Source organism: Kribbella sp. NBC_01484 (assembly GCF_036227145.1).
Classification (GTDB): Bacteria; Actinomycetota; Actinomycetes; order Propionibacteriales; family Kribbellaceae; genus Kribbella.
In genome coordinates this window covers 776,681-797,203 of the sequence record NZ_CP109437.1, presented here as the reverse complement: position 1 = coordinate 797,203, position 20,523 = coordinate 776,681, and the positions used below count along the sequence as shown (strand labels likewise).

Sequence of the window (20,523 nt, the reverse complement as noted above, 5' to 3'; positions counted from 1 at the left end):
CTGGTGCGGCATGGCACGATCGGTCCCGTGATGTGGTTCTTCGGGCTGATCGTGGTGCTGTTGATCGGGGCTGTCGCTGTCGTGGCCTCGGGTCGTTGGGGTGCCATGAGTACGGCGTACGACGACCGGCCCGACATGACTGTCCCGGCCCGGCAGGCGCTCACCTCCACCGACATCGAGTCGGCGCGGTTCGGCGTCGGGCTGCGCGGCTACCGGATGGACGAGGTCGACACGCTCCTCGAACGCGTCGCCAAGGAGGTCGCCGAACGCGACCGCCGGATCGCCGACCTCGAACGCGCGGTCGCCCCGATCGTGGAGGCGCCGGACGGGGCCGGCTTCACGTCCCGCGGCACCTACGACCCGGCCGAGTTCGACGACACCGGCGTACAACCGCCCATCCTCGTAGGCGGCGACTTCCCCGAATCCGCCACCGCCGAGCCGGCACCCACGGCCCCAATCACCACCGAACAGCCCGCCCTAGACCAGCCCACCCCGTCCCAGCCTCCCACCGCCGAGCAGCCCACCACGGCTCAGCCGCCGACTGCCGAGCAGTCCACCGCGGGGCAGCCGTCCACAGCCGAGCAGGCCGCCGCGGGGCAGGCGTCCGTACAGCAGTTCGCCGCCCAGCAGCCCGCCGCGGGACAGCCAGCCGCCGGGGAATCCACCGGCAGGCCATCAACCGCCGGGCAGCCCACGCTCGGACACCCGACCGCTGACCCGCTCACCGCGGAGCAATCCGCCGTCGGCCAGTCCGCCCTCGGGCAGCCAACCACCGCGCCGGCCAAGCCCTCCGCCGAAGCCTCGGCCGAGGACGACGACGAGGACACCCGAGAGGTCCCACAGACCAGTCACGCCGCAGCCGCCGACGAATACGAGCGCCTGCAAGCCGAAGCCCGAGCCCTCCTCGAAGCCCAGTCCCACCCCACCACCCCCCGCCGCGCCCCCGCCGACCCGCCACTCCAACAGCCCGAGACTCGTGCCCAGCAGCCAGAGACCAACACTCCCCAGCAGCCGGAGGCGTACGCGCAACAGCAGCCCGAGGCCTACGTGAGCCAGCAGCCTGAGCCGCGCACTCAGCAGCCGGAGGCCAACGCACTGCAGCAGCCGGGGGCGTATCAGCAGCCTGAGGCGTACACCCCGCGGGAGCCTGAGGCTCGTGCCCAGCAGCAGGAGGCCTACTCACCGCAGCAGCCGCAGGGACCCACTTCGGTGGCAGATCCGGCGGAATCTGCGGCGTGGTTCCGCGGGGATGAGCCGCGGGCGGTGCAGGAGCAGGTGGCTCCTCCGGCTGAGGCTCAGCAGCCGAGGCCTTCTGTGCCACCGGTCGAGGCGCAGCCTGCGCCGACCCCGCACTGGGTGCTGCCCACGCCGGCTCCGCAGTGGCAGCAGCCGTCAGCTCCGGACGCACAACCGCCTGCGCAGCAGCCAGCCCAGCCCAGCTACCAGCAGGAGCAGCAACAGCAGGCTGCGCAGCCCGTGTACCAGGAGGAGCAGCCAGCGACGCAGCAGCAGGCAGGACAGCCTGGCTACCAACAGCAGGCGGCCCAGTATCACCAGGGACAACCGACGGCGCCGGAGCAACAGCAGTCGGCTCGTGCCGCACAGCCGCCTGCGCAGCAGGCAACCCAGCCCAGCAACCAGCAGGAACCGCCGGCTGCCGAGCAGCAGGCGGCCCAGCCTAGCTATCAGCAGCAGGCAACCCAGCCCAGCTATCAGCAGCAGGCGGCTCAGTCTGACTACCAGCAGCAGGTGGCGGCCGAGCAGGAGCAGGCCGGCTATCAGCAGGCGGGGCAGCAGCAGGAGGGGTGGCAGTTTTGGCCGCCGGCGGGGGAGCAGGGCGGGCCGGTGTGGCCTCAGGCGGCAGGGAATGGGCAGGCGGGGGACGAGGGCGATGAGGGTTCGCAGGGTCGGCACAGTGGGGCTTCTGATGAAGGTGCTTATCAGCGGCCCAACTGATCTACTCGGGTGATGGGATCCGAGGCTAGCTGTCACGCGGAGGCGTCGATCGAGCTGCGGCTGGAGCCGCAGGCTGCGTGGGACGTGGTGATGGATTGGGAGCGGCAGTCGCGGTGGATGTTGTTGACGCGCGTCTGGGCGACTGAGCAGGGCGGCGCCGGGGTGGGCGGTGGCGTCGCGGCGCGGACTTCTGTCGGTGCCTTGGGGTTCACTGACGACATGGTCATCACACACTGGGAGCCACCGCGCGAGTGCACGGTGAAACACCTGGGCAAACTCGTCCGCGGCACCGGCACCTTTACGATCACCCCCAGCTCCACCACGCCCCACGGATCCACGACGGCCCCCGATTCCGCCACCACCCCCGGGTCCGCCGGGACCTCTGGATCCGCGACGACCACTGGATCCGCCGGGACCTCTGGGTCCGCCGGGACCTCTGGGTCCGCCGGGACCTCTGGGTCCGCCGGGACCTCTGGGTCCGCCGGGACCTCTGGGTCCGGTGCGGCTGGAGCGAGGGCTGGGTTTGGCGGGGCCGGCAGGTGCACGTTTACGTGGGCTGAGGATGTGGTGCCGCCGTTGGGGCGGATCGGGGTGCTTGGCTGGCGTGTTGTGCGGCCGGCTTTTGAGGTGATGATGCGGGTCTCGTTGCGGCGGTTGGTGCGGGAGGTAGAAGGATGACGGTGATCGGGCCGGATGGGCAGCCGCGATGTGGGTGGGCGACGTCGGCGCCGGAGTACGTCGAGTATCACGACAACGAGTGGGGTAAGGAGATCCGCGACGACCTCGCGTTGTTCGAGCGGATGACGCTGGAAGGGTTCCAGTCCGGCCTCTCGTGGATCACCATCCTGCGCAAGCGGGAGAACTTCCGCGCCGCGTTCGCGCACTTCGACCCGACGATCATCGCCAAGTACGACGCCGCCGATTTCGACCGGCTGATGGCCGACCCTGGCATAGTCCGCAACCGGCTGAAGATCAACGCGACGATCACCAACGCCCGCGCCTTGCTCGAGCTCGACGACGGCGAGTTCAGCGACTTCCTCTGGTCCTTCCGGCCCGCCGAGCACAAGGCCCCGAAGACCCTCGGCGACGTGCCTGCCACCACGCCCGAATCGGTGGCCATGTCCAAGGCCCTCAAGAAGAAGGGTTTCGTCTTCGTAGGCCCGACCACCGCCTACGCGCTGATGCAGGCGACGGGCATCGTCAACGACCACCTCTCGACCTGCATCGCCCGCTGATTCGTGGTCGATCGCACGTGCAGACGGGTGCTCTTCGAGCGCCGCGAGCGCCTGCACGTGCAGGTGATTTGTGCATCTGCAAGCGTCCCTGAGAAGTCGCTAAATTGCCCAAACACAAACGGCTGAACGAGTTGTGCTTTGGGCACTGAACGTGATGAAGTGTTCGGCGGGCACCCCCGACTGTCAGGTGGTTGTCCGGCCGTGACTCGCCCGGCCGGAACGCGGTCGGGGGGCCCACCAACGTTTACGGGGACTCGTTCTGACCCGCCGGCGTGAAGGTGGTGTGGAAGACGTCGGTGTTGGTCAGACCGGACAGGTGGACGTGGGTCGGCGTCGCGGCCAGATACACGTTTGCTTCAGCGAACGGATCGGCCGCGTCGTCGTCGGCCGTGCCGAACTGACGTGTCCACATCCGGGTGCGGTCGGGAGAGTACGTCGTGAGTACAGCGTCGAACTTGCCGAGTGGAGTTACCAACGCTCCGTCCGTGAAGCCGGCAACGTAGAGGTTGCCTGACGGGTCTACCGCAACTGCGGCGCCCTTGTCGTTCCCCGGCGTACCGAACTGATCCCGCCAGGTGAGTACGCCGTCCCCGTCGGCGCGCGCGACGAGGAAGTCCTTGTCGCCGGCCAACGTGCCGGAGAAGTCGCCGGCGGTATAGCCGGTCAGGTAGACGCCGCCGGAAGGATCAGCCGTCAGCCCCCACGCCTCGTCGGAAGCAGGTGTGCCGAACTGCCGCATCCACAGGGGTTCACCGGATGGCGAGTAGCGCGTGACGAAGCCGTCGACCCCACCCGCCGACGTACCGAGGGTGCCGGCCGTCATCCCCGCCGCATACACAGCCCCACCTGAGATCGCGACCGCCATCCCCTTGTCCTCGCCCGTGCTCCCGACCTGCCGCAACCAGACCTGCCGGCCGTCACCATCGAGCCGAGCGACGAACACGTCCTTGTCGCCCTGGTTCGCCCCACCCAACGAACCCTTGGTGTAACCAACGACGTAGATCGCGGTCCCGTCGACAGCCACCGAGTAGCTCCGATCGGCCACCCCGGATACGCCGAACTGCGTCAGCCACCGGCGATTCCCGTCACCGTCGAACTGGACCACGAACCCATCATCCGAGGCGTTCCCCGCATGCGCGCCGTCGAGATCACCGGTTGTGTACCCAGTCACGTCGACACGCCCGTCGGCATCGACGGCAACGCCGTACGCGCGTTCCGTCCCACTGGTCCCGAGTGATCGCGTCCACTCGCGCGTCCCGTCCGGTCGCGACTTGATCAGCGCGACGTCCTTCCCGCCGGCGTACGGCTGACCATCCAGCGGCCCCTCCACCGCGACCGCCTGATAAACATTGCCTGAGGCATCAGCCGCGATCCCGCCGGCCCGGTCCTCACCCGCCGTACCGGTGATCGTCGCCTGCATCGGCGTCGCCGGCGGCTTCCCGATGTACTGGAAGATGTACTTCGCTCCGTCCGCGAAGGACGGCCCCCAAACGTCCCAGTCGTGCCCGCCGTTGACGACCCGGAACTCCGACGTAAGGTTCGGCACCCGGACCGCCTGGTTGAACAGGATGTGCGCCTCGAAGTCGAGGTCGTGTGTCGCGTCGACCGCCTTCGGGTTCTTGTACTCGTCGTCGCCGACCGCGATGTACATATGCGACTGCAGCCCAGTCGATGCGAACGACTTCAACGCCGCCGGCCAGTTCAACCGAAGGTACGTCGACTCCGAGAACGGATCCGTACCCTTGCCGAAGGCACCGAAGTCCCGGGTGCTCGAGTCCGCCGGCGGCAACGGGACGTACACCGCCGGGCTGAGTACGATCGACGCACCGAACACGTCCGGATGCGCCAGCGAGTACCGCAGTGCGCCCGCGCCGCCCATCGAGTACCCGGCCACCGCGCGCCCGCTCCGGTCCGCGATCGTCCGGTACGTCGCATCCACGTGCGGCACCAGGTCCCGGAAGAACGCGGTCTCGACCGGCCGCCCCGGGTCCGCGCCGCGATACGCGGAGTCGACGTACCAGCTCGCGCGGCTGCTCCACGGTGCGTCCGGCATGATCGCGATCGTCGGCGGGATCTCGCCGGAGCCGATCAACTCGTCGAGCCGGCTCTTCACCTGCGTCCAGGCCGCCATCGAGTCGCCGCGACCGTGCAGCAGATACAGCACCGGGTAGCGCTGCGTCGAGTCGGCGTACCCGGCCGGCAGGTAGACGTTGTAGTCGATGTCCTCGCCCAGGGTTGCCGACCGCACGGCGGCGGGGGTGATCACTCCGGGCGAGGCGGTCGGTTGAGCACTCGAACCAGGCACGACAAGACTCCCAACCAGCGTGGCGACGGTCAGGGCGGCAGGCAGCAGCAGTTTCCTCACAGCAGCTTTGTAATCGCTTACGTAAACGATTACAAGATCGAGTATGTACCGAAGAACGGGTAGTCCTCGGCGCCGAGACTGACGCCGCGGCGTACCGGCGGCGTGGACGGCGCGGTGGAGGGGACTACTACCCGTCCGTCGGTACGGAGGTCACCGGCCTTCGAAGGTGGGCTTCTGCTTGGCGACGAAGGAGGCGACCGCGTTGCGGTGGTCGTCGGTGTCGCCGGTGAGCTGCATCTTGCCGGCCTCGAACGCCAGCGACTCGGCCAGCGTGTGGGTCGCCGAATACCCGAGCGACTGGCGGACGGCGCCGTACGCGACGGTGGGTCCGGCGGCGAGCTTGCCGGCCAGGTCGGCGACGGCGCTTTCGAAATCAGCGACCGGGACGACCGACGTGGCAAGGCCGAGGTCGAGGGCCTCGGCGGCCGGGACGGTGCGGGGGAAGTACAGCATTTCGAGGGCCCTGGCGTGTCCGATCAGCCGGGGGAGCGTCCACGAGATCCCGGTGTCGCAGGACAGTGCGATCCCGGTAAAGGCGAGATTGAACCCAGCCGTGTCCGCGACCACCCGGAAGTCGCACGCGAACGCCATTGACGCGCCGGCGCCGGCCGCGACCCCGTTCACCGCCGCGATCACCGGCTTGGGCATCTCCGCCAGCGCGAGCGCGATCGGCGCGTAGTGGTCCGGCACCGTGCTCCACAGCGCGGCCGTGTCGTTCGCCTCGAGCAGCCCGATGTGCTCCTTCAGGTCCTGGCCGACGCAGAACGCCCGCCCGGTCCCGGTCAGCACGACCACGCGTACGGCGTCGTCCTCGGCGGCGGCCTGGACGGTGTCGCGGAGCAGGACCTTGGTCGCGATGTCGAGCGAGTTCATCGCGTCCGGCCGGTTCAGTGTGATGGTGGCCACGCCCTCGGCGACGGCGTAGGTGACGGAGTCACTCATCGTGGTCAGCTCCTTGACAGTCGGTGAGAATTTCAGTGCAGTGTCAGGCAGTCGTCGACGAAACGCCCGGCCGCGGGGCTCAGTCGTTCGGCGTGGAAATCGAAGAACGCCGCGGCCCGCGTGCCGGCCCAGTCGTCCGGCAGCAGCTCGGCCGGCAGCCCCGGATCCCGGAACAGGAATTTGCGCCATTCGTGCACGAGCTCGGACCGGACCGCGAAGGCCTGCTCGTCGGTCGTGTCCGAGGTGGGTTCGTGGCCGGCGCCGTCCACCAAGGCCTTGGCCTCGATCAGCCAGGCGTCGTACGACGCGCCGAGCTCGTCCAGCCGCCAGACCCGGCGAGCGAACTCGACGGCACCGTCGTCCACCGGGGCGCGGAACCGGTCCGCGGCGATTCCTTCCACACCGAGGATCTGGTCCACCTCGGCGTCGTTGCGCAGCCCGACCCAGGCGCCGTCGGACAGCGGAGCCCAACCCAGGAAGGCGAGTTGGCTCGCCAGCTGTTCGCGGCGGCGCGCGTTCGGGACCTCGCGGAGGATGCCCAGATGCCAGTGCCGATCCCAGTCGCCGGAGCCCTCCGCACCGGCGCCGACCGGGGTGCCGTCGGGGGCGGTGCGGTAGATCCGGGCGGCCGCGTCGTCGAGCCTGCGACGCGCCCGGGAGGTCAGCGCATAACCGGGCTGGCCGTCGAGCCGGACCGGCTCCAGCCAGCCCTGCCGGACCATCCGGGACACCGCGGTCCGGACCGCCGGCGGATGGACGCCGAGCGGCGCGAGCAGCCGGACCAGGGCCGCGACCGGGGCGCGCGCACCACGCGCGCGCAGGTGGTCGCCGTACAGGTCGAAAAGGGCTGAACGGGCGTGCACAAGACTTGAGTCTGCCGTATGGTGCACGGCTCTGGCCTGCGATCGGGAATAATGGGGTCCGATACACACTGCGATACGCGCCGACGGCGCATCACCGCAACGGCGCCGGCGACGGTTCCCCGCGCGGTGTCGTCGCTCAACACCGAGACTGGGAAGGGGTGCGCGCATGGCGGCGATGAAGCCGCGGACGGGCGATGGTCCGCTCGAGGTCACCAAGGAGGGTCGGGGGATCGTGATGCGGGTTCCGCTCGAGGGCGGCGGCCGGCTCGTCGTCGAGCTGAACGCGGACGAGGCCACCGAGCTCGGCAACGCGCTCAAAGCAGTCGTCGGCTGACCGAATCCTCCGGGGGTGCCCTCGCACCTCAGCCAATCACTTCGACCCCGGTGGGTGCCCTTTTCGGCACCGGCCGGGGTCGTTACGGTTGGCCCGGCCAAATACCACCTTTTGATCAAACCAGTGAGGTCGTCCTAGTGGCTCGCCGCAGCATCACTCCTCCGTTCCCGACTCTTCCGGCCGTGACCTGGCAGCCCGGTCTGCCGGTGCACGGCGCCCCGACCTGGGTGATCGTGGTCGGCGAGGGCGGCCTGCCGGCCGCCGGGAAGGAGGCCGGTGAGCGCCTCGGCGTCGACCTCGGCCGATTGCTCGAAGCCCAGCAGGCGACCGGCTTCACGCCATCCGCCGGCGCGACCGCGGCGTACCCACTGCTGTCCGGTGAGGTGACCGAGATCCTGCTGGTCGGTGCCGGTGACGGCAGTGCCAAGGACCTGCGACACGCCGGTGCGGCCATCGCCCGGTTCGGTCGCGGCAAGGACGAGCTCACCGCGGTCGTTGCCGAGGGCATCGATGATGCGGCACTGCAGGCGTTCGCCGAGGGCGTCGTGCTGGGATCGTTCACGTACACGCTGAAGACGGTCGACGCGGGCAAGCCCGTGCTGACCCGGCTCGTCCTGACCGACGGTTCGGCGACCGCGCGGCAGCCCGTGCTCGACCGCGGCGTGGTGATCGGGCGTACCGGCTGGCTGGCGCGGCAGCTCGCGATCACCCCGTCGAACGAGAAGGACCCGGCCTGGCTGGCCGGACGCGCGACCGAGCTGGCCGCGTCGACGGGGCTGCAGGTGACGGTCTGGGACGAGAAGAAGCTCGCCGCGGACGGGTTCGGCGGCATCCTCGCGGTCGGCCAGGGATCGACCCGGCCGCCGCGGTTCATCCGGCTGGACTATGTGCCGGACGGTGCCACGAAGGACACGCCGTACGTCGTCCTGGTCGGCAAGGGCATCACCTACGACACCGGCGGCCTGTCGCTGAAGCCGCGCGAGGGCATGGTCTCGATGAAGCGCGACATGACCGGCGGCGGCTCGGTGATCGCCACCCTGTCCGCACTGCGTGAGCTCGGAGCGCAGGTCAAGGTGACGGGACTGATCTGCGCGGCCGAGAACATGCCGTCGGGATCGGCGTACCGGCCCGATGACGTGATCCGGCACTACGGCGGCCGCACGACCGAGGTGAAGAACACCGACGCCGAGGGCCGGCTGGTGATGGCCGACGGGCTCGCGTACGCCGTCAAGGAGCTGAAGCCCGATGTGGTCGTCGACATCGCCACGCTGACCGGCGCGATCAAGGTGTCGCTCGGATCGATGCTGTACGGCGGAATGTTCGCGACCGATGACGCCCTCGCCGACAACCTCGCCGACGCGGGCCGGGTCTCCGGTGAGGAACTGTGGCGGATGCCGCTGCCGGCCGAGTACGAGGAGCTGATCGCGACCCCGATCGCCGACTCGGTCAACAGCTCGAAAGGCCCGGGTTCGATCACCGCCGCCCTCTTCCTGAAGGCCTTCACCGGCGGCATCCCCTGGGCCCACCTGGACCTGTCGTCGATCGCGGAGTCCCCGGCCGACCGCTTCGAGTACTCAACCGGCGCCACCGGCGCCGGCGCCCGCCTCCTCACCACCTGGCTGACCTCCGACACCCCAACCTCCGGCATCGGCTGACCCACCCTCCGCCCTCCGCCTCGCCGCCGCGGACCGTGGCCCGTCTGATGGGCTGACCCACCGGTCCGTCCTCCGCCCCGCCCCCGCGCGCCCCCCTCTGATGGGCTGACCCACCGGAGGGTGGGTTGGCCCATGGGAATCCGATTGGCTAACCCACCCTGTGATGGGTCAGCCCATCAGAGGGGGATCGGTCCGCTGCGGAGTGAGTTGTCCACAGGGATGGAAAGTGGGGTGGGCACGGGGTTGTAGTTGCTGGATGCTGGCCGGGTGAATCCAGAGTTGAAGCGGATTGCGGCCGGCCAAGGCGGCGTTGTCAGCACGCGTCAGGCGGTCGATGCCGGATACACCCGCGAGCAGATTCGTGAACGTCTGGCGGACGGCCGGTGGGTGCGAATCCGGTACGGGCAGTACGCCGAGCGCGCAGACCTCGTTGCGATGGAGTCCTGGGATCGGCAGGTGTTCCGCCACCGGGAAACTCGTGCACGCCGCAATGAACTCGATGCAGCCGGGAACGGCGGTCGTCAGTCATCACTCCGCCCTGGTCATGCACGGCGTACCCGTCTGGAACGCCGATCTCGCCGAGGTTCAGTTGACGCGGACCAGCGGTCGCAGCGGTCTCACGGCCGGAGTACGGCACCATCGCGGGGTGCTCGATCACCTGGATCTGACCGAGACCGCCGGCATGGCGGTGACGTCGGTCGCTCGTGCACTGGTCGAGACCGCCGGCCGGGCCACGTTCGAGGCCGCCGTCGTGAGTGCGGATGCGGCGTTGCGCCGTACGGACGTCAGCGTCGAGGACCTCAAGCGCCTTCGGGAGGTGGTCGAGTTCTGGCCAGGCGGTCCGGCGATCCGATCGGCCCTGGACTTCGCCGATCCGCTTGCCGAGTCGGTGGGTGAGTCCCGGCTCCGGGTGCTGATGCGCAACGAAGGGATTCCGGCGCCAGTTCTCCAAGCGGTGTTCGTGGACGACGCAGGGGTGATCGGGCGGACCGATTTCTGGTTTCCGGAGCTGGACACGATCGTCGAGTTCGACGGCATGCTGAAGTATGTCGACGGACGGCGAGAGATCCTGATCCGGGAGAAGCGCCGGGAAGACCGTCTCCGCGCACTCGGCCTGGAGATTGTCCGGACCACGTGGCCCGATCTCGATCACCCGGGCCGTACCGCCCTGCGCATCCGCGAGGCGTTCACCCGCTCCCGCCGTACCCAGCTCGCAGGTTGACCCATCAGGTGGTGGGTTGGCCGCTTGGGTTCCGGCTGGCCGAGCCACCTTCTGTTGGGTCAGCCCAGGGTCAGCCCATCAGGTGGTGGGTTGGCGGCTTGGGTTCCGGCTGGCCAAGCCACCCTCTTCTGGGTCAGCCCATCAGATGGTGGGGGAGTCGGGGCGGCGCTGGGTCGGCCATCGGAGGGTGGTGGCGGAGTCTGGGGCGGTGCTGGGTCAGGTGCTGATTGTGTCCAGGTCGGCGACGGCGTCGGCCGGGAGGAGTAGGTCGGCGGCGGCGACGTTCTCGCGCAGGTGCCCGACTGAGGACGTGCCCGGGATGACGATGCTCGTCGACGAGCGCTGGAGGAGCCAGGCCAGGGCGACCTGTTGCGGTGTGGCGTTCAGACGGGTGGCTACCTTTGCCAGAGTTTCGGATTGGAGTGGTGTGAAGCCGCCGAGGGGGAAGAACGGGGCGAAAGCGATGTTCTGGTCGGCGCAGTAGTCGGCGACGTCATCATCGTGGCGGCGGACGAGGTTGTAGAGGTTCTGCACAGTGACGACCGGGGCGATGGTCTGCGCCTCGTGGATCTGGGTGATCGTCACGCCACTCAGGCCGAGGTGCCGGATCAGGCCCTCCTGCTGCAGTTCGGCCAGCACGGTGAACGACTCGGCGATCGAGTCCTCGCTGCCGCCGTCGTGCGCGGCCGTCCGCAGGTTGACGACATCGAGGACGTCCAGGCCGAGGTGCTCCAGTTCTCGTGGACCTGCGCCTTCAACGAGGCCGGCTCCTCCGAGTGGATCCAGCTCCCGTCGTCGCCGCGGCCGCGACCGCAACCCGTCTGTGCAGGTCCTCGGGGCACTGGCCGACGTACTTCGGCTGGACGCGGACGCGACGGCGTACCTCATCGGCCTCGCCCAGGAGCGTCCGCGCGCTGTCCCGGCACCGCGCCAGCGGGCGAAGACCGAGCCGGTCCCGCCGAGCATCGTCGAACTGATCGACGGGTGGCCGAACGACCCGGCGTACGTGCAGAACAAGTACACCGACGTACTCGCGGTCAACGCACTGTGCGCCGCGTTGTCGCCGAACTATGCGGTCGGGGTCAACCTGCTGACGTCGGTCCTCCTCGACCCGGCGGAGCGGGCGCTGCGGCGGGACTGGGACGACCTGACCGAGGACGGGGTCGGCATCCTGCGGTCCGAGCTCGGGTCGGACGTCGACGACCCGCGCCTGATGGAGCTGGTCGGCGAGCTGTCGGTCCGCAGCGAGCGATTCCGGCAGCTGTGGGCCCGGCATGACGTCCGGCCGCGGCGTGGCCGGGTCAGCTTGCTGCCCCATCCAGAGGTGGGTGACATCGCGCTGCAGAGCGACAAGCTGACCATCGGCGGCACCGACAGCATGACGCTGGTCGTTTTCCACGCCACGCCGGGCAGCCGTGACGCCGAACTGCTCGCCCTACTGGGAAGCCTCACCGCGTCCAGTGATGAGGCGCCGCAGCGGGACGACCGCAGCGCTAGGCCCAGTGACTGAAGGTGCGGACGATCTGCGGGTACGCCGCGAACGCCGTACCGAAGTGGTCGACGGCGCCCATCGAGTGCACGGTGACCTGCGCGCCGCGAGCCCGGAGCCCGGTGGCGCAGGCATCCGCGTTCGCGGCTACGACGTCCGTGTCCTTGGTGCCGCTGTAGAGGTGGATCGGGACGCGCGGGGTCCAGTCGTGGCAGATCTGGTCGGCTGCCTGGAGGGCCCGCAGGAAACGGCCGGTCGGGTGCTGCAGCCGTTGGGCGAACTCTGGCGTGAACAGCTTGTCCGGCGAGTCCGGTAGCGCGGCGGCGATCTCCTCGTCGGGGTGTGAACCGTCGAACAGCCCCTCCACGGTCTTCGCGTACGGCGCCTGGAACGCCTCGCGCGGATCGTTGTACAACCCGACGGTCCGGTTCCAGGCCGTGACGAAGTACGCGAGGTAGAACGCGGCGGTCGCGGGCGCGACGCCGCCGTCGAAGGTCGCGGGCAGTTCGCTGCCGAGCAGGTCGTACGGTCCGGCGACGGCCTGCAGCGCGCCGAGCCGGAACGGCCCGGCCTCACCCCGGCTCAGCGCCCGCCCGAGCGCGATCGAGGCCCGGCCGCCCTGCGAGAAGCCGGTGACCAGGACGTCCCGCTTCAGCGCGACACCGTGCCGCGCCGCGAAGGTCCGGGCCGCGAGCAACATGTCCGCCGAGGCGGTGGTCTCGGTCTTGGTGTCGATGTATGGGTGCGGACCCGGGCCGAGCCCCAGCCCGAGGTAGTCCGGCGCGACGCCGACGAGTCCAGCGCCGGCGAACAGCGCGGTGACGAGCCGGTCGGTCGAGGTGTCGTCGACCGAGGCCGCGTAGGCCTTGGTCGCATTCGTGCCGTGCAGGTACTCCACCGCGGTCAATGCACCCCGGCGCCCGTCCGGCAGCACGACGATGCCGCTTGCGGTCGTCGGCCGGCCATTGTGATCGACCGTCCGATAGATCAAGCGGTACGCCGTGACGCCGTACTTGGCCGGTGGTGTGTCCGGGAAATCGGCCGCGGCGGCGTCCAGTTGAGCCGCCGTCAGGGTGGCGATCGGGACGGCGGAGACGAGCGCGCCGCGGAGGGCGTGGACCCTGGTGACGGCAGCCTCGGACAGCGTCGGTTGGTTGACGGAGGCGTATGCCGACAGTGGGAAGGTGAGCAGAGCAGCGCCGGCGAGCGTCGCCGCGACGGTCTTGACCAGGCGAGATGTCATACCTCAACCCAACCGTCGCGTGACCTCCCCGGCCATGGTGCTCACACCCGGCTCCGGGGTGGGGTTTCCCCTACCCGAGCAGGCTGTTGTAGAGCCGCACGGTCCGGTCCGCGACGGCGTCCCAGCCGAACTCCGACACCGCGCGCTCACGACCGGCCTTGCCCATCGCCTCGGCCTTCGCCGGGTTGTCGACCAGCTCGTTGATGCCCGCGGCCAGACCGCGCTCGAACGTGTCGATGTCGTTCTCGTCGTACGGGACGAGGATGCCGGTCACGCCATCGTCGACCACCTCGGGGATCCCGCCGACCGCGCTGGCCACGACGGCCGTCTCGCACGCCATCGCCTCCAGGTTGACGATGCCGAGCGGCTCGTAGATCGACGGGCAGCAGAACGCCAGCGCGTGCGTCAGGACCTGCCGGACCTCCTCGCGCGGCAGCATCTCGGAGACCACGAACACGCCGTCCCGGGCCAGCTTGAGGTCGTCGATCAACGCGTCGGTCTCCGCCTTCAGCTCGACCGTGTCGGCCGCGCCGGCGAGCAGGACGAGCTGCACGGACGGGTCGAGGCGCAGGCCGGCCCGGAGCAGGTGCGGCACGCCCTTCTGCCGGGTGATCCGGCCGACGAACGTCACGTACGGGCGGCCCGGGTCGACGCCGAGCCGCTCGAGCACGTGGGTCGCCGGGTCCGGCTGGTAGAAGTCGGCGTCGATCCCGTTCGAGATCACGTGCACCTTGGCCGGGTCGATCGCCGGGTAGCAGGCCAGGACGTCGTCGCGCATCCCGCGGCTCACCGCGACCACGGCATCGGCCGCCTCGTACGCCGTCTGCTCGGCCCAGCTGGACAGCCGGTAGCCACCGCCGAGCTGCTCGGCCTTCCACGGACGGCGCGGCTCCAGCGAGTGAGCGGTCACCACGTGCGGTACGTCGTACAGGAGCTTCGCCCAGTGACCGGCCATGTTCGCGTACCAGGTGTGGGAGTGCACGAGGTCCGCGTCGCCGACCCCGGCAGTCATGGTGAGGTCGGTGGACAGGATGCGCAGGGCCGCGTTCGCCTCCGGCATCCGCGGGTCGTCCTCGGAGTGCGCGGTCGCGCCGAGCCGTGGCTCGCCCATGCAGTGCACGTCCACGTCGATCAGGCGACGGAGCTCGCGGACCAGGAAGTCCACGTGCACCCCCGCCCCGCCGTACACATCCGGAGGGAACTCACGCGTCAGGATGGCGACCTTCATGAGCCCGACGATAGGACATCAGGTCATCCGTGTCGGTACCCAGAAGCGGAGCTTTCCGTGTCGTTCGTCTTCCAATTCGCCACCGGCCGACTCGATCACGCGGCGCGAGCCCTCGTTGTCCAGGTCGCAGGTGACCAGTGCGGGATCGATTTCGAGGGCGGCCGCGATCGGCAGTGACTGAGTCAGCATCTGGGTCGCGTGCCCCTGGCGCCGGGCCGACGGGCGGACGTAGTACCCGATGTGGCCGCCGAGCTCGGTCAGGGCAGGGGTCAGGTCGTGCCGGATCGACAACCGGCCGAGCCAGTCGACGCCGTCGACGAACCAGAGCACGGTCTGGTGCACGATGCCCGGCGGCAGCGCGGTCTCCGGGTCCGCCTCCGCCCGGATCGCCTCGATCATCCGGGCGAACTCGGCCGGATCGGCCGCCTGACCGCGGCTCCACTCCTCCTCCGCGCCGGCCACCGACCGGGCTCCCATCCACCGCTCCTCCTGCGGCCCCGCTTCGTCCCAGGCAGCCAGGAACGAACGGTGAACGGCAGCAGTCGGTACGACGAGGATCGGCATCTTCACAGTGTGGCGACACTCGCAAGCGCATATGCACGAGGGTTTCTCGGAGCTAAGGTGCGGACATGGCAAAGGCGCCCAGAGTTCTCGGAATCGTGCTGGCCGGTGGTGAGGGCAAGCGGCTGATGCCGCTGACGGCGGACCGGGCCAAACCGGCCGTCCCGTTCGGGGGCAGTTATCGCCTGATCGACTTCGTGCTGTCGAACCTGGTGAACGCCGGCATCCGGAACCTGTTCGTCCTGACGCAGTACAAGTCGCACTCGCTGGACCGGCACGTCACCGTCACCTGGCGGATGTCGACGCTGCTGGGCAACTTCGTCAGCTGTGTGCCGGCCCAGCAGCGGCTCGGCCCGCAGTGGTACCAGGGCAGCGCGGACGCGATCTACCAGTCGATGAACCTGATCGACGACTTCCAGCCCGACATCATCGTGGTGTTCGGCGCCGACCACGTCTACCGGATGGATGCCTCCCAGATGGTCGCCGCGCACATCCAGCGCGGGAACGGCGTCACCGTGGCCGGGATCCGGGTGCCGCGGGCCGAGGCGTCGGAGTTCGGCGTGATCAAGACCGGCGCGGACGGGCACACCATCGACGAGTTCCTGGAGAAGCCGGCCGATCCGCCGGGCCTGCCGGATTCGCCGGACGAGACGTTCGCCTCGATGGGCAACTACGTGTTCAGCGCCGGCGTCCTGGTCGAGGCGCTGCGCAAGGACGCCGCGAACCCGGCGTCGCGGCACGACATGGGCGGCGACATCGTCCCGATGATGGTTGCCGAGGGCAAGGCGGGAGTCTACGACTTCCAGGAGAACGACGTCCCGGGCGCGCTGGACCGGGATCGCTCGTACTGGCGCGACGTCGGGTCACTCGATTCGTACCACGAGGCACACATGGACCTGGTCTCGATCCAGCCGGTGTTCAACCTGTACAACTCGGACTGGCCGATCTTCACCTCGCACCCGCAGTTGCCGGGCGCGAAGTTCACCGACGACGCGACCGTCGGCGAGTCGATCGTCTGCCAGGGCTCGATCGTGTCCGGTGCGATCGTGGAGCACTCGGTGCTGGGGGCCAACGTGATCGTCAGCGCCGGTGCGAATATCGAGCGAGCCGTCATCATGGACAACTGCAAGATCGGCGCGAACGTCGTGCTGAAGAACGTCATCCTGGACAAGAACGTGGTCGTCCCCGACGGCGTCGAGATCGGCGTCGACCCGGATCTCGACCGGGAGCGGGGGTTCACGGTGTCCAAGGGCGGGGTGAGCGTGCTCGGCAAGGGGCAGGTGATCGAGCCGCCGGCGGTGGCCGCCAAGCCGGAGCACGCCGCGCCGGCGACGTCGGACGAGGTTGCCGAGGCGTGACCGCGGAGGATGACGCGCTGGAGCTGGATGTCGCGGATCCCGGGCACCGCGACCTCTTCGACGTACCCCCGGCCCAGGGTGGCGACTACCCGGACGTGGCGTACTTCGCCGGCAACTCGCTCGGTCTGCGGCCGCGAGCGACCCGGGTCGAGCTGCTCGAGGATCTCGACGCCTGGGCAGCGCTCGGGGTCGAGGGGCATCTCGACGCAGCCCGCCCGTGGCTGCCGTACCACGAACTGCTGACCGGTCCCGCCTCCCGCCTGGTCGGCGCGTTGCCGAGCGAGACCGTGGTGATGAACTCGCTCACCGTCAACCTGCACCTGCTGATGGTCTCGTTCTACCGCCCGACCCGCTCGCGGCACCGGATCGTCATCGAGGACTCGGCCTTCCCCTCGGACAGCTACGCCGTCCGCTCGCAGGCTCGGTTCCATGGGTACGACGCCGACGACACGATCATCCGCCTGCGGCCCCGGCCGGGTGAGGACAGCCTGCGTACGGCGGATGTCGTCGAGCAACTGGGTGGCGATGTGGCCCTGGTGCTGCTCGGTGGGGTGAACTACCTGACCGGTGAACTGATGGACATCCCGATGATCACCAAGGCCGGTCATGCGGCCGGTGCGATCGTCGGGTGGGATCTCGCGCATGCCGCCGGGAATGTCCCGTTGGCGTTGCACGATTGGGGTGTGGACTTCGCTGCGTGGTGTTCGTACAAGTACCTGAACGCGGGCCCTGGTGCGCTCGCGGGCGCCTTTGTGCACGAGCGGCATCTGGGCGGTGACCTGCCGCGGTTCGAGGGGTGGTGGAGCACGGAGGCGTCGACCCGGTTCGAGATGACGCCGGAATCGCGACCGCCCGCCTCCGCGGACGCCTGGCAGGTGTCGAACCCGCCGATCTTCTCGATGAGCCCGGTCCGGACCTCGCTGGAGATCTTCGACAAGATCGGCATCGGGGCGCTGCGTGAGCGCAGTCTCCGGCTGACGGCGTACCTGGAGGAGCTCTTGGCGTCGGTGACAGATGGACGGCCGCTGCGCGTGATCACACCGGCTGACCCGGCCCGGCGCGGCGCGCAGCTGTCCTTGCGGGTCGACGGGATGCGGGCGGGTGAGCTCGCGCGGCGGCTGCGGTTCGAGTACGGCGTCATCGCGGACTCGCGGGAGCCCGACGTACTGCGGCTGGCACCGGTGCCGCTGTACTCGACCTATCACGACTGCTGGCGGGCCGTGTCCGCACTGGCCGGGGTGGTGCCGGCATGAGGGTCGCGATAGTCGGAGCGGGGCTGACGGGGAGTCTGCTGGCGTGTTTCCTGGCACGACGTGGGTTGCCGGTGACGTTGTACGAGCGGCGCCCGGATCCGCGGGCCGGTCAGGCCGAACGCGGGCGGTCGATCAACCTGGCGATCTCCGAGCGTGGGCTGGACGCGCTGCGCCGGATCGGGCTGGTCGATCAGGTGATGGCGGACGCGTTGCCGATGAAGGGCCGGATGATCCATCCGGTCTCCGGGCCGCTGGATTTTCAGGCCTACTCGGCGTCGGGTGATCGGGCGATCAACTCGATCAGCCGGGGCGCGTTGAACAACGCTCTGCTGTCTGCGGCTGCGGATGCTCCGGGGGTGACGGTCGAGTTCGAGCACCGGTTGGTGGAGCTGGACTCGCAGGCGGGGCGGATGGTGTTCGCGACGCCTGCCGGGAAGGTGTCGGCCGCGGCGGACGTGGTGCTGGGGGCCGACGGGGCCGGGTCCGCGGTGCGCGAGCAGTTGCTTGCCGAGGGCATCGTTGCGGAGGACGTGGACTTCCTCGACTACGGCTACAAGGAGCTGTCGATCCCGGCGGTCTCCGGTGACTTCGCGCTGGATGCCGGGGCGCTGCACATCTGGCCGCGCGGGACGTCGATGATGATCGCGCTGCCGAATCCGGATCGGTCCTTCACCTGCACACTCTTCTGGCCGGCCGGATCCTTCGACGCGCTGACCGATCCTTCGGGGATCGAAGCGCATTTCCGGGAGAACTATCCGGATCTGTTGCCGTTGGCGCCGGACCTGGTGGACGACTACCTGCACAACCCGGTCGGCGTACTCGGCACAGTGCACACGCTGCCCTGGCAGGCTCACGGGCGTACGGCGCTGCTCGGCGACGCCGCCCACGCCATCGTCCCGTTCTACGGTCAGGGGGCCAACTGTGCCTTCGAGGACGTGGTCGAGCTGGACCGTTGCCTGGACGACACCGGCGGCTCATGGGCCCGGGCGCTCCCGCTGTTCGAGGCGCGCCGCCGTGAGAACACCGAGGCGATCGCCGACATGGCCCTCGACAACTTCGTCGAGATGCGCGACAAGGTGTCGTCTCCGGTCTTCCGGCTGACCAAACGCGTCGAGCACGCGCTGGAGCGCCTCCTCCCCGGCACCTACGTCTCCCGCTACGAACTCGTCTCCTTCTCGACCACGCCGTACGCCGAGGTCCAGCAGCGGGTACGTCGTCAGCACCAGGTGCTCGGGCTGGGTGCGGTCGCCGCGGCGGGCGTACTGATGGGGCTCTTGCGAAGGAGGGGCCGGCGATGAGCCTGTGGACATCCGAGTTGCTGACCGGGCAGCCCAGTTCGGTCGGGCTCCTGCGGCACTTCATCGACGGCGCGTTCGTGGAGAGTCCGTCGACGTTCGCGAAGATCAGCCCGGTGACAGGTAAGCAGATCTTCGACGTGTGCGAGGCGGACTCCGAGACTGTCGACGCGGCGGTGAACGCTGCCCGGGCGGCGCTGCGTGGCCCGTGGGGACGCATGAGCGAGCAGGAACGGGCGGCGGTGCTGCGGCGGGTCGCGGACGAGTTGGAGCGGCGGTTCGAGGATCTGGTCGCGGCCGAGGTGGGGGACACCGGGAAGTCGATCAGCCAGGCGCGGACGCTCGACATCCCGCGCGGCGCGGCCAACTTCCGGGCGTTCGCCGACTTCGCGACCACGGCGGCAACCGAGTCCTACACCACCGTGCTGCCGGACGGGCGGCGGGCGTTGAACTACGCCGTACGGAAACCGGTCGGTGTGGTGGCGATCGTCGTACCGTGGAATCTGCCGTTGCTGCTGCTCACCTGGAAGGTCGCGCCGGCGCTTGCCTGTGGCAACGCGGTGGTGGTGAAGCCCTCCGAGGAGACGCCGGCGTCGGCGACCGTGCTGGCCGAGGTGATGGCGGCGGCCGGCGTACCGCCCGGTGTCTTCAACCTCGTGCACGGATTCGGTCCGTCGTCGGCGGGGGAGTACCTGACCCGGCATCCCGGCGTCGACGCGATCACGTTCACCGGCGAGTCCGCGACCGGTACGGCGATCGCCAAGGTCGCCGCGGATCGGGTCAAGGCGGTGTCGTTCGAGCTCGGCGGGAAGAACGCCGGGCTGATCTTCGCCGACGCTTCGCTGGATGCCGCGGTCGAGGGGTCGGTGCGGTCGGTCTTCACCAACGGTGGGCAGGTCTGCCTGTGCACCGAGCGGTTGTATGTCGAACGGCCGATCTTCGACGAGTTCTGCTCACGCCTGGCTCAGCGAGCCTCCGAGTTGACCTACGGCTGGCCCGCCGACGAGGCGACGATGAACATGCCGTTGATCTCGAAGCAGCACCGCGACAAGGTCCTGTCGTACTACGACCTCGCGCGGGCCGAGGGCGCGGAAGTCCTCGCAGGTGGCGGCGTACCGTCGTTCGGCGACGCCCGCGATGGTGGTTGCTACGTGCAACCAACCGTGGTTGCGGGGCTGCCGCCGGACGCGCGGACGAACACGGAGGAGATCTTCGGCCCGATCTGCCACATCGCGCCGTTCGACACCGAGGAAGAGGCGTACGGGCTGGCTAACGACAGCGACTACGGTCTCGCGGCAACGGTCTGGACCCGGGACGTCGGCCGCGCCCACCGCGCGGGTCCGGCGCTGGACGTCGGCATCGTCTGGGTCAACACGTGGTTCCTCCGCGACCTGCGTACGCCGTTCGGCGGGATGAAGCTGTCCGGGGTCGGCCGCGAAGGCGGCAGGCACTCGCTCGACTTCTACTCCGAGCCCACCAACGTCTGCGTGGAGCTGACATGAGCCGGGAAAAGAAAGACCCGGC

The 20,523-nt window shown here is 69.4% G+C and carries 18 protein-coding genes and 1 pseudogene; 12 read left to right on the top strand and 7 right to left on the bottom strand.

Going from position 1 to position 20,523, the window contains the following annotated elements; genetic code table 11:
* Window positions 1-3: 3 nt before the first annotated feature.
* The 3 genes from OG555_RS03790 to OG555_RS03785 are packed head-to-tail and all read left to right on the top strand — an operon-like array spanning window position 4 to window position 3,191.
* A complete protein-coding gene (locus tag OG555_RS03790) occupies window positions 4-1,956 on the top strand; it encodes a DivIVA domain-containing protein (RefSeq protein WP_329481216.1) in 1,953 nt (650 codons plus the stop codon).
* Between the two features lie 12 nt (window positions 1,957-1,968).
* Entirely contained in the window at window positions 1,969-2,634 is a 666-nt protein-coding gene (locus tag OG555_RS42715; protein ID WP_442914482.1) for an SRPBCC family protein, read from the top strand.
* Window positions 2,631-3,191 (top strand): DNA-3-methyladenine glycosylase I, encoded by a 561-nt coding sequence (locus OG555_RS03785; RefSeq protein ID WP_329481214.1) that lies wholly within the window; start codon window positions 2,631-2,633, stop codon window positions 3,189-3,191. Before OG555_RS42715 ends, OG555_RS03785 begins: the two co-directional genes overlap by 4 nt.
* A 244-nt stretch (window positions 3,192-3,435) precedes the next feature.
* Here the strand turns inward: OG555_RS03785 and OG555_RS03780 are convergent, their stop codons facing one another.
* The 3 genes from OG555_RS03780 to OG555_RS03770 form a co-directional block, all read right to left on the bottom strand.
* Window positions 3,436-5,556 carry an alpha/beta hydrolase-fold protein gene (locus tag OG555_RS03780; RefSeq protein WP_329481212.1) on the bottom strand — a complete coding sequence of 707 codons (2,121 nt, stop codon included), beginning with the start codon at window positions 5,554-5,556 and terminating at the stop codon, window positions 3,436-3,438.
* A gap of 150 nt (window positions 5,557-5,706) precedes the next feature.
* Complete coding sequence (locus OG555_RS03775) at window positions 5,707-6,498, bottom strand: enoyl-CoA hydratase/isomerase family protein (RefSeq protein WP_329481210.1); 792 nt, start codon at window positions 6,496-6,498, stop codon at window positions 5,707-5,709.
* 32 nt (window positions 6,499-6,530) lie between these two features.
* Window positions 6,531-7,361 (bottom strand): PaaX family transcriptional regulator, encoded by an 831-nt coding sequence (locus OG555_RS03770; protein ID WP_329481208.1) that lies wholly within the window; start codon window positions 7,359-7,361, stop codon window positions 6,531-6,533.
* 166 nt (window positions 7,362-7,527) lie between these two features.
* On the opposite strand from OG555_RS03770, the gene OG555_RS03765 reads away from it, so the two are divergent.
* From OG555_RS03765 to OG555_RS42705, 4 genes are all read left to right on the top strand, one after another.
* Window positions 7,528-7,695, top strand: coding sequence for a DUF3117 domain-containing protein (locus OG555_RS03765; protein WP_012923066.1), 168 nt, complete (start codon window positions 7,528-7,530; stop codon window positions 7,693-7,695).
* Window positions 7,696-7,877: 182 nt separating this feature from the next.
* The gene (locus OG555_RS03760) at window positions 7,878-9,350 is read left to right on the top strand and encodes a leucyl aminopeptidase family protein (protein WP_329481206.1); all 1,473 of its coding nucleotides are present in this window, start codon (window positions 7,878-7,880) and stop codon (window positions 9,348-9,350) included.
* Window positions 9,351-9,617: 267 nt separating this feature from the next.
* Window positions 9,618-10,247, top strand: coding sequence for a type IV toxin-antitoxin system AbiEi family antitoxin domain-containing protein (locus OG555_RS42710; RefSeq protein WP_442914481.1), 630 nt, complete (start codon window positions 9,618-9,620; stop codon window positions 10,245-10,247).
* Window positions 10,240-10,572, top strand: a complete 333-nt coding sequence (locus tag OG555_RS42705) for a hypothetical protein (RefSeq protein ID WP_442914480.1) — start codon at window positions 10,240-10,242, stop codon at window positions 10,570-10,572. The genes OG555_RS42710 and OG555_RS42705 overlap by 8 nt, the downstream gene beginning before the upstream one ends.
* Window positions 10,573-10,788: 216 nt before the next feature.
* On the opposite strand, the gene OG555_RS03750 is transcribed toward OG555_RS42705, so the two are convergent.
* Entirely contained in the window at window positions 10,789-11,388 is a 600-nt protein-coding gene (locus OG555_RS03750) for an aldo/keto reductase (protein WP_329481202.1), read from the bottom strand.
* Between the two features lie 7 nt (window positions 11,389-11,395).
* Here OG555_RS03750 and OG555_RS03745 point away from each other — a divergent pair, with 7 nt between their 5' ends.
* Window positions 11,396-12,082 (top strand): MmyB family transcriptional regulator, encoded by a 687-nt coding sequence (locus OG555_RS03745; RefSeq protein ID WP_329481200.1) that lies wholly within the window; start codon window positions 11,396-11,398, stop codon window positions 12,080-12,082.
* Here the strand turns inward: OG555_RS03745 and OG555_RS03740 are convergent.
* From OG555_RS03740 to OG555_RS03730, 3 genes are all read right to left on the bottom strand, one after another.
* Window positions 12,066-13,304 carry a hypothetical protein gene (locus OG555_RS03740; RefSeq protein ID WP_329481198.1) on the bottom strand — a complete coding sequence of 413 codons (1,239 nt, stop codon included), beginning with the start codon at window positions 13,302-13,304 and terminating at the stop codon, window positions 12,066-12,068. The genes OG555_RS03745 and OG555_RS03740 overlap by 17 nt on opposite strands.
* 70 nt (window positions 13,305-13,374) lie before the next feature.
* The gene (glgA, locus tag OG555_RS03735) at window positions 13,375-14,532 is read right to left on the bottom strand and encodes a glycogen synthase (RefSeq protein ID WP_329481196.1); all 1,158 of its coding nucleotides are present in this window, start codon (window positions 14,530-14,532) and stop codon (window positions 13,375-13,377) included.
* 18 nt (window positions 14,533-14,550) lie between these two features.
* Window positions 14,551-15,096, bottom strand: a complete 546-nt coding sequence (locus OG555_RS03730) for a GNAT family N-acetyltransferase (RefSeq protein ID WP_329481194.1) — start codon at window positions 15,094-15,096, stop codon at window positions 14,551-14,553.
* Window positions 15,097-15,161: 65 nt separating this feature from the next.
* Here OG555_RS03730 and glgC point away from each other — a divergent pair.
* The 4 genes and pseudogenes from glgC to OG555_RS03710 all read left to right on the top strand — a co-directional run.
* Window positions 15,162-16,370 (top strand): annotated as a pseudogene (gene glgC / locus OG555_RS03725) (glucose-1-phosphate adenylyltransferase); the annotation flags it as partial.
* 77 nt (window positions 16,371-16,447) lie between these two features.
* Complete coding sequence (kynU, locus tag OG555_RS03720; RefSeq protein ID WP_329481192.1) at window positions 16,448-17,704, top strand: kynureninase; 1,257 nt, start codon at window positions 16,448-16,450, stop codon at window positions 17,702-17,704.
* Entirely contained in the window at window positions 17,701-19,002 is a 1,302-nt protein-coding gene (locus OG555_RS03715; protein ID WP_329481190.1) for an FAD-dependent oxidoreductase, read from the top strand. The genes kynU and OG555_RS03715 overlap by 4 nt, the downstream gene beginning before the upstream one ends.
* A complete protein-coding gene (locus OG555_RS03710; protein ID WP_329481187.1) occupies window positions 18,999-20,501 on the top strand; it encodes a 2-hydroxymuconic semialdehyde dehydrogenase in 1,503 nt (500 codons plus the stop codon). The genes OG555_RS03715 and OG555_RS03710 overlap by 4 nt, the downstream gene beginning before the upstream one ends.
* Window positions 20,502-20,523 lie beyond the last annotated feature (22 nt).